Below are 6,966 nucleotides of genomic sequence, written 5' to 3' on the forward strand. Positions count from 1 at the left end.
CCCCTCACCACCCCCACCGCACCGCCGAGAAGGGAAGCCCGGGCATGATCCCCGCCGTGCTCTACGCCGTACCGGCGTTCCTGCTCCTCATCGCCGTCGAGGCGCTCTCCTACCGCTTCGCGCCCGACGACGACGAGCGCGGGTACGAACTGCGCGACACCGCCACCAGCCTGACCATGGGCGCCGGCAGCCAGGTCATCGGCGTGCCGTGGAAGCTGCTGACGATCGGCCTGTACGCCGCCGCGTACACGGTCGCGCCGATCCAGCTCTCCCCCACCAGCGTCTGGACCTGGGTTCTGCTGTTCTTCGCCGACGACCTGGCCTACTACTGGTTCCACCGGTCCCACCACGAGGTACGGCTGCTCTGGGCCGGGCACGTGGTGCACCACTCCAGCGTCTTCTTCAACCTCTCCACCGCGCTGCGGCAGAGCTGGACCCCGATGACGTCCATACCGTTCTGGCTCGGGCTGGCGCTGCTCGGCATCCCGCCGTGGATGATCTTCCTTCAGCAGTCGATCAGCCTGCTGTACCAGTTCTTCCTGCACACCGAGCGGATCACCGTGCTGCCCCGACCCATCGAGTGGATCTTCAACACGCCGTCGCACCACCGGGTCCACCACGGCGCCAACGCCGAGTACCTGGACCGCAACTACGGTGGCATCCTGATCGTCTGGGACCGGCTGTTCGGCACCTTCGAGCCCGAGCGCGCCGCCGTCCGGTACGGCCTGACGAAGAACATCGACACCTACAACCCGCTCCGGGTGGCGACCCACGAGTACCAGGCCATCTGGGCGGACGCGCGGGCCGCCTCGTCCTGGCGACACCGGCTCGGCTACGTGCTCGGCCGGCCCGGCTGGCAGCCCACCCCGCAGGCGCAGCCGGTCGCGGCCCGATGAGGCGGCTCTGGCCGTTCGGCGTGGTGGCCGCCGTCGAACTGATCGGCGTCGCGTCCGACGTGACCGCCCTGCAGTGGCTGGCCAAGCCCCTGCTCGCGCCGGTGCTGCTGGCGTACCTGCTGCGGGTGCGCCGGCGCATCGACGGCGTCGCCGTCGGGCTGGTCTTCGCCACCGCCGGCGACGTCGCGCTCCTGCTCGACGGCCGCACCGCGTTCCTCGTCGGCATGGGGTGCTTCCTCGGCACGCAGGTCGGCTTCCTGAGCGCCTTCCTGCGTCACCGGCGACCGCCCGTCGCCGCGGTCGCCGGCTACCTCGCCTGCTGGGCGGCGGCCAACGTCGTGCTGTGGAACGCCCTCGGCCCACTGCGGCTGCCGGTCCTCGGCTACAGCCTCGCGCTCAGCCTGATGGCCGCCGCCGCGACCGGCGTCTCCCGCCGGGCGGCCGTGGGCGGGGCGCTGTTCCTCGTCTCCGACCTGCTGATCGGGCTGGACGCCGCGGGCACCACGCTGCCCGGCCACAGCCTGGCCGTGATGACCACCTACATCGCGGCCCTGCTGCTCGTCACCACCGGGTGGGCGCAGGCGACCGGCCGCGCCCCGACCGCCGTCGGCGGCCCCTCCCGCACCCCGCGACCGGTGCCGGGCGGCGCCCGGTAGCCGACGGCCCCGCGCCCGCCGCTCCGGGCCGCCCGGCACGGCGGCCGGACGGAGCGCGCCGACCGCCGGGCCTACTGTCCGGGGGTGAGCCGCACCCGGCGCAGCAACTGCGCGTTGACGGCCACCACGATGGTGGAGGCGGACATCAGCACCGCCGCGACGGCCGGGCTGAGCGCGATGCCGGCCCAGGCCAGGACGCCGGCGGCCAGCGGGATCGCCACCACGTTGTAGCCGGCGGCCCAGGCCAGGTTCTGGATCATCTTCCGGTACGACGCCCGGGACAGCCGGAGCACGCCGGTGACGCCGCGCGGGTCGGAGGAGGCCAGGATGACGCCGGCCGACTCGATCGCCACATCGGTGCCGGCGCCGATCGCCACGCCGACGTCCGCGCGGGCCAGGGCGGGGGCGTCGTTGACGCCGTCGCCGACCATCGCCACGGTCAGCCCGCGGGCCCGCAGGTCCGCGACCGCCCGGTCCTTGTCGGCGGGGAGCACCTCGGCGAATACCTCGTCGACGCCCGGCCGGAAGCCCAGGTCCGCGGCGACCGCCTCGGCGACCGGCCGGGCGTCGCCGGTGATCATCGCGATGGTCCGTACGCCGTGCTCGCGCAGCTCGGCGATGGCCGCGCGGGCCTCCGGGCGCACCTCGTCCTCGAGCGCGAACGCGCCCACCGCCGCCGGCCGGCCGTCGGCGGGCAGCCGCAGGAGGTGCAGCACCGCCGCGCCGCGCGCCGACCACCCCCGGGTCGCCGCGGCGACGTCGTCCGGGACGTTCGCCCCGAGCTCGCGCACCAGGGCCGGACCGCCGACCGCCCAGGTGGCCCCGTCGACGACGGCCTGGACGCCCCGGCCGGGCAGGGACCGGAAGTCCCGGGCGGTCGCCTTCAGACCGCGCTCCCGCGCGACCGTCACCAGCGCGCGGGCGAGCGGGTGTTCGCTGTCGGCCTCGACCGCGCCGGCGACCCGGAATACCTCGTCCTCGGTGGTGCCGCCGGTGGCGGCCGTGGCGGTGACCGTGTGGGCGCCCTTGGTCAGGGTGCCGGTCTTGTCGAACAGCACCGCGTCGACGGTGCGCATCCGCTCGAGGGCGAGGCGGTCCTTGACCAGGATGCCGGCCTTGGCCGACAACGCCGTGGAGAGCGCGACCACCAGCGGGATGGCCAGCCCGAGCGCGTGCGGACAGGCGATCACCAGCACCGTCACCGACCGCACCACGGACTGGTCCGGGTCGCCCAGCGCCCACCAGGCGGCGAAGGTGACCAGCGCGGCGGCGGTGGCGACGTAGAAGAGGGTGGCGGCGAACCGGTCGGCGAGGACCTGGGCCCGGCCGCCCGACGCCTGCGCCTGCGCGACGAGCCGGCCGATGCCGGCCAGCGCGGTGTCCTCGCCGACCGCGTCGACCCGCACCCGCAGCGTGGAGTCGGTGGCCACCGTGCCGGCCACCACCCGGTCGCCGACGCCGCGCGGCACCGGCCGGGACTCCCCCGTGATCATCGACTCGTCCAGCTCGGCGGCGCCGTCGACGATCGAGCCGTCGGCCGGCACCCGGCCCCCGGAGCGGACCAGCACCACGTCGCCCACCCGCAGGTCGGCCAGCGGCACGCGGTGCGGGGTGCCGTCGTCGCCGAGCCGCTCGGCGTCGTCGGGCAGCAGCGCGGCGAGTGCGGCGAGGGCGCCCCGCGCCTGGCCGATGGCCTTCATCTCCTGCCAGTGCCCCAGCAGCATGATGGTCACCAGCGCCGCCAGCTCCCACCAGAAGTCCAGGTCGAACGCGCCCACGCTGGTCGCCACCGAGGCGACGTACGCCACCGTGATCGCCATCGAGACCAGCAGCATCATCCCGGGGGCGCGGTCGCGGACCTCCCGCACGGCGCCCACCAGGAACGGCCAGCCGCCGTAGAAGAAGACCACCGAGCCGAGGACCGGGCCCACCCAGCTCCTGCCGGGGAACTCCAGGGTGTAGCCGAGCCAGTCCATCACCAGGTCGCTGGTCAGCACGATCGGCACGGTGAGGGCGAGGCTCAGCCAGAACTTCCGGCGGAACTGCGCGGGGTCGTGCCCGGCATGCTTGTCGTGCCCGCCGTGCCCGCCGTGACCGCCGTGACCGCCGTGACCGCCGTGCTGGCCGGGGCCACCGTGCCGGTCGGCCCGCGCGGGACCGCCGTGCCGGTCGGACCGCGCGGGACCGCCGTGCCCGGCGGGGCCGTCGCGCAGGCCGGAGCCGGCGGGGTCGTCGCGCCGGCCGGGCCCGCCGGGCGCGGGTGCGCCGTGGCCGTGTCCGCCGGCCGAGCGGGTCGCGCCACGGCGCGGGCGGGCCGCGCGGAACGCCCGTGCGAACACCCGGACCCCCGTTTCCGCCCCGGACACCGGGCCGGGGCCATCGGCCACCGCCGCGCGGCCCGGCGCCCGGGACGGGCAGCCGGCGCGCCCGACAGGCCGCACGACCACTGTAGGAAAACCAGGGGCCGCCGGGCCGGGGATCGCCCCGATCGGCGCGACCCGCGCCACGTTCCGCCCGCCCGGTCCGCGGCTTCAGCGCCGGCTCACCGCCACGCGGTCTCCTCCGCCACCTGTACGCGGTCGAGCAGCGGCCGCCACCAGCTCTCGTGCTCCCGGTACCAGGCGATCGTCTCCGTCAGCCCGGTGTCGAACCCGATCCTCGGGGCCCAGCCCAGCTCGTCCCGCAGCTTGCCGGAGTCGAGCAGGTAGCGCCGGTCGTGCGAGGGGCGGTCGGGCACCCGCCGCTTCATCTCGGGGCCGAGGCCCAGCTCCGCGAGTACGGCGTCGGCGAGCGTCTCGACGTCGACCTCGACGCCGCTGCCGACGTTGTACGTCTCCCCCAGCCGGCCGTGCAGCAGCACCGCCTCCACCGCGCGGCAGTGGTCGGCCACGTGCAGCCACTCCCGGCGGTTGCGGCTGGAGGCGTAGACCGGCAGCGGCCTGCCCCGCAACGCGTGCGTGACGAACAGCGGGATCACCTTCTCCGGGAACTGGTACGGCCCGTAGTTGTTGGCGCAGGTCGTGATGGTGAAGGGGATCCCGTAGGTGTGGCCGAAGGCACGCACCGCGTGGTCGCCCCCGGCCTTCGCGGCGTTGTACGGGGTACGCGGCAGGTAGGGCGAGTCCTCCGTGAAGGCGCCGGGGTCGTCGAGCGCCATGTCCCCGTACACCTCGCAGGTGGAGATCTGGTGGAAGCGGATGCCGTCGTGGCCAACCCGCCGGACGGCCTCCATCAGGGCGACCGGGCCCAGCACGTTTGTCTCGAAGAAGGCCGTCGGGCCCAGCACCGCACGCGAGTTGTGCGACTCGGCGGCGAAGTTGACCACCACGTCGACGCCGTGCTCGCGCAGCACCCGCTCCACCGCCGGCTGGTCCCGGATGTCGCCCCGCACGAAGGTGACCGTGTCTTCGAGGTCGGCGAGATTGGTCAGCGTGCCGGAATAGGTCAGCAGGTCGAAGGCGATCACCCGGTCCCGCGGGTGGGCGCGGCGCCAGTGGCGGACGAAGTTGGACCCGATGAAGCCCGCCGCGCCCGTGACGAGAATCGTGCTCATTCTGCTCTCCTACCTTCGCCGGCGGGCCCCGAGGCGGCACCGGAGGGTCGGTCGGCGAGTCCGGCCGGTCCCCGCGACGCGTCCCGCCGTCGGCCGGCCCGCGTGGGTGCTCCACCCCGACGAGTCTGCCCGGCCGCGCGGCGCAACGGACGGCCGGGCATTGCGGCGTACGCCGGATCGACGCCCAGGCGGGCGACCGAGCGGCAGCGACGCGCCGCCCCGGCGGCGGTCCGCACGCGGCGCCCGCGCACCTGCGCCACGCGTGGCAAGGGGCCCTTCCGTACGCCGGAGGCGTGCGGAAGGGCCCCTTGCGCCCAGCCGTGCGACGGGAGCGGGGGTCAGCAGTCGGTGAGCTGCCCGCGCAGCTTGTCGAGGGCGCGGGCGAGCAGCCGGGAGACGTGCATCTGGGAGACGCCGACCTGAGCGGCGATCTCGCTCTGCGTCAGGTTGCCGTAGAAGCGCAGGGTGAGGATCTTCTGCTCCCGCTCGTCGAGGGTGGCGAGCGCCGGGCCGAGGGCGGCGCGCAGCTCCGCCAGCGCGAACTCGCCGTCCTCGGCGCCCAGCGTGTCGCCCAGCTCGGTGGCGCTGTCGCCGTCGCCGATGGGGGTGGACAGGGAGACGGCGTTGTAGGCGCGGGCGCCCTCCAGGCCCTCCAGGACCTCTTCCTCGGTGATGTCGAGGTGGACAGCGATGTCGGCGACCGTCGGGGCCCGGTTGAGCGTCTGCGTGAGGACGCCGTTGGCCTCCGAGATGCGCAGCCGCAGCTCCTGCAGCCGGCGCGGCACCCGGATGTTCCAGGTGCGGTCACGGAAGTGGCGCTTGATCTCGCCGAGGATCGTCGGGATGGCGAAGCCGGCGAAGTCGACGCCCCGGGAGGCGTCGAACCGGTCCACGGCCTTGATCAGCCCGAGGGCGGCGGTCTGGGCGAGGTCACCGGTGGGCTCGCCGCGCCCGCTGTAGCGGTAGGCGAGGTGGTTGGCCAGCGGCAACCACGCCTCGATCACCCGGTCCCGCAGCGCCGGCCGGTCGGGGTGTCCCTCGGGCAGGGCGGCGAGGGCGGTGATCAGCTCGCTCGCACGGGACTCGTCGCCGACGGCCGGGGTGCTGGCGTCGGTGGTGGTCGTCGGCACGGTGGTCGTGGTGATCATGTTGGCCTTCCTGTCCCGCACGGCACGGCGGCGCCCGGAAGCGTCGACCGCAGTGCAGCCACCCTAGACCAAAGGTTGCCGCCATATCAACCGAACGGCCGATGGACAGAGGCAATCAAAGCATCGAAAAACGGTCTGGACGGGGACGGTCCCGTCCTCCGCCTCCCGATGCCGGGCCGACCCGGCGGGCGGGTCTGCGGCCACGAGAACGGCGACACGCCCGCCTGGGCGACACCCGTCGCCGCCCGTCCGGCCGGCCGGGTCGACCCCAGCACGAGACCGTGGCGGCGTTCGACCGCCTGGTCGCCGAGGGCGGCGCCCGGCTGCCCCACCCGTGGCCGGCCCTCGTGGCGACCGGGCTGCTCGGCGGGATCGACGTGGGCACCGGCGTGCTGTTCGGCGCCCTCCTGGCGGGCGGACGGCTCTTCCACGGCGTGCTCGACTCCATTCTCGTGTTCGCCGCCCGGACCGCCGGCGCGGGCCGTCGGCTGTCTGGACCGGCTCGGCGCCCTGCCCCGGCCCGTCCGGCCAACGTCGTCGGCGGGATTGGGGCTGCTCGCCGTCCCCCGCCTGGCCCGCGTGCCGTGACGGGCGACCGACGAAGCGCCGCCGCCTCGGGAAGGACTGGGCCGGGTGACAGCCCTGCGTCGTGGTCGCACGGCTTCCCCACCGGACGGATTCGGAGGGCAGGAGCGTGGGGCGGGGTCGACGGG

At 74.9% G+C, this 6,966-nt stretch carries 5 protein-coding genes; 2 read left to right on the forward strand and 3 right to left on the reverse strand.

What is annotated here, in order from left to right; genetic code table 11:
* Both ACSNOB_RS30985 and ACSNOB_RS30990 read left to right on the forward strand, forming a co-directional pair.
* The coding region (locus ACSNOB_RS30985; protein ID WP_436690887.1) for a sterol desaturase family protein at positions 1 to 896 on the forward strand (896 nt) is incomplete at its 5' end.
* The gene (locus tag ACSNOB_RS30990) at positions 893 to 1,552 is read left to right on the forward strand and encodes a lysoplasmalogenase (protein WP_436690889.1); all 660 of its coding nucleotides are present in this window, start codon (positions 893 to 895) and stop codon (positions 1,550 to 1,552) included. The genes ACSNOB_RS30985 and ACSNOB_RS30990, both read left to right, overlap by 4 nt.
* 71 nt (positions 1,553 to 1,623) lie before the next feature.
* Here the strand turns inward: ACSNOB_RS30990 and ACSNOB_RS30995 are convergent, their stop codons facing one another.
* From ACSNOB_RS30995 to ACSNOB_RS31005, 3 genes are all read right to left on the reverse strand, one after another.
* Positions 1,624 to 3,891 (reverse strand): heavy metal translocating P-type ATPase, encoded by a 2,268-nt coding sequence (locus ACSNOB_RS30995; RefSeq protein ID WP_436690891.1) that lies wholly within the window; start codon positions 3,889 to 3,891, stop codon positions 1,624 to 1,626.
* Positions 3,892 to 4,094: 203 nt separating this feature from the next.
* Entirely contained in the window at positions 4,095 to 5,105 is a 1,011-nt protein-coding gene (gene rfbB, locus ACSNOB_RS31000) for a dTDP-glucose 4,6-dehydratase (protein ID WP_393112394.1), read from the reverse strand.
* 338 nt (positions 5,106 to 5,443) lie between these two features.
* Positions 5,444 to 6,253, reverse strand: a complete 810-nt coding sequence (locus ACSNOB_RS31005; RefSeq protein WP_393112396.1) for a SigB/SigF/SigG family RNA polymerase sigma factor — start codon at positions 6,251 to 6,253, stop codon at positions 5,444 to 5,446.
* Positions 6,254 to 6,966 lie beyond the last annotated feature (713 nt).

Origin of the sequence: Micromonospora sp. URMC 106 (assembly GCF_051386395.1) — a bacterium.
Classification (GTDB): domain Bacteria; phylum Actinomycetota; class Actinomycetes; order Mycobacteriales; family Micromonosporaceae; genus Micromonospora.

What these genes read in the sequence shown, in the direction of transcription:
- rfbB (WP_393112394.1), bottom strand. Translation starts at nt 5,105, where the DNA reads ATGAGCACGATTCTCGTCACGGGCGCGGCGGGCTTCATCGGGTCCAAC.
- ACSNOB_RS30990 (WP_436690889.1), top strand. Translation starts at nt 893, where the DNA reads ATGAGGCGGCTCTGGCCGTTCGGCGTGGTGGCCGCCGTCGAACTGATC.
- ACSNOB_RS31005 (WP_393112396.1), bottom strand. Translation starts at nt 6,253, where the DNA reads ATGATCACCACGACCACCGTGCCGACGACCACCACCGACGCCAGCACC.